At 61.9% G+C, this 2134-nt stretch carries 2 protein-coding genes; both read right to left on the bottom strand.

The annotated features are described in order from the left end of the window. A partial coding sequence (locus WCB02_RS11785; RefSeq protein WP_423958356.1) for an alpha/beta fold hydrolase occupies positions 1–809 on the bottom strand: 809 nt, incomplete at its 3' end. 708 nt (positions 810–1517) lie between these two features. Further along, positions 1518–2134 (bottom strand): hypothetical protein (locus WCB02_RS11780; protein WP_423958355.1); only part of this gene is annotated, 617 nt, incomplete at its 5' end.

The raw sequence follows: 2134 nt of genomic DNA, 5'->3' as shown, positions 1-2134 counted from the left end.
AAGTTGAACTGGTCCGGGTCCTGCAGGAAGGCGAAATGGCTGACGTTCGGCAGGATAAGCAGCCCGGCGTGGGGAATGGTCGCGGCGATATATTCGGTGTGGGCGCGCTTGATTGCTTCGTCATGGTCGCCGTCGACGACGAGGATGGGCGTATCGATCGCTGCGAGCTCCGCGTCGGTCCAGTTGGGCTCGCCGAACCACATCTTGCTGATCTGATCAACGAAGGCGGCGTATTCGTTCGGCGTCGCCGAGAGCGCGGAATATTCCTTGCCGGCGCGCGCGATGAAAGCCGCGAAGGTCGAGTTCTTCTCGACATCCTCCACGACGCCCGAGGTCCTGGTGTTGGCGGCGAAGGCGAACACCTTGCCGATCCGTTCCTTGTACCTGAGCGCGAGGTCGATGCCGATGATGCCGCCGTCGCTCCAGCCGACGATGTCCGCCTTCGGGATCTTGAGCGCGTCCATCAGCGCGACGACGTCGTCGGCCATCAGATCGTAGCCGTAAGGCCGCGCGTCGCGGGTCGAGCGGCCGTGGCCGCGGCTGTCCATAAGGATCACGGTATGGCGCGCTGCGACCGCGGGAACCTGCTCGCCCCAATAGTCGCTGTTGGCGAGGCCGCCGTGCAGGAAAATGACCGGCGAGCCCTGACCATAGATCGCGTAATGGATCTTGATCCCGTTAGCCTCCGCCTCGCCGCTGCGGTCAGTTAAGATCGGCGCCGGCGTTGGCGGCAGGGTCTGCCACCGCTCGAGCGCGCCGGCGGGCAGGGTGATCAGAACGAAGAGGGCGGCGAGGACGAAACGGCGCATCGAGGTGAAGTGGCAGCTATTCCTTGAGGCTCTTGTTGGCGGACTTTCTGCGCAGTACCCCGCTGCCTACGACGCCCCGATTTCTGAACGATACCACAGCGCCAGGAGCACGGCTGCCTTGGATAATTCACCGGCGGCCGGTACCTGTCAACACGTAACGACCTCTCACGTCGTCCCACCGCACAAGGTTGTCTCGGACCACGTTCTCTCGGAGCAACATCGTCATTGGATCGTGGACATGAGCGGGCGCAACGTCTCCGTGCGCGTCCACGCTCTTCGAAGACGATTGATGCGCCCTACGCGCCCGGAAATCGAGGCTTATGGCGCAAATCGAAATGCCTCAACCGGCAGGAATTCGTTGTCGTCGGCTGGACCGATCCTGAAGGTTCGCGGCCTTATCTCGGCGCGCTCTTACTCGGCTACTAGACGCACCGGCAAATCCTCAGCGGACAATTTGAAGCCAGTCTGAAATTGCCAGGACCTATCATGTCGTCTCCGCAATTGATCGGGAAGCGGAAGACGGCCTCAGGCCGGTGACGCTCGTGAGGTCGCGAGTCCAATCCGTGGCCGAACGCCGGACTCGCACGCTCGCGCCCGAACATGGGGGCGCGCCAGGACCCGTTAGTGTGCTTGTCTGTATCTCCACCATCGCAGCCAGGTCACGCCTCCGCCCCACCTTGAGCATTTGTTCTCGCCGGCGGGGCGTCGTCATCCGGCTTCGACCTCGCCGCGCGTCAATCGGTCTTTCCGGCCAAGAGGTCGCTCGTCCCTCTCCGCGCGGCTCAATTTTGGCCGCAGCTTTAGCTTGAGATGAGGCGATCCCTTTCTTCCCGCCCAAGGGTTCCGCGTCGGCTTGGGTACGCCCGGAGCGCGCTCTCTCCTTCCGCCTGTCACACTTGACCAAAGCGGGTCTTTCGGACGGTCAATCGACAAGAGGTCCAGCTCCGGGTCGAACTGAATCTCTTCAGCAACTTCCGCGTCCCGCAAAACCCGATCACAGTCAACATGAGCGAAGCCGCTCGCATTGCGAGGGTGGACAGTGATATCTAGACGGAAGAGGACCGGGCCGTCTGCCGTACTTCCAGCATCGACAATTCGTGCAAGTTCGTCTGCCTGGAGCTCGACGAAGAGGACTCTTTTCGGGTCAAAGTACCGCATCGGCGATCGATCCCCGGTCGTGGTCCTTATCGCGTCGAACGACGAGCCAGTTTCGACCTCCATCTGCTCGCCATGAACTTTTGCGTCGTCTTTGCGTGAGGCATGCAACTTTTGCTGCTGATGAATCGGTCGCTCCTCGTCTTCCATCCCGCCATCGGCTGACGCCT

Source organism: Bradyrhizobium sp., assembly GCF_049581145.1.
Classification (GTDB): Bacteria; Pseudomonadota; Alphaproteobacteria; order Rhizobiales; family Xanthobacteraceae; genus Bradyrhizobium.
The sequence above is the reverse complement of the archived record's forward strand: the minus strand, read 5'-3'. Positions and strand labels throughout refer to the sequence as shown.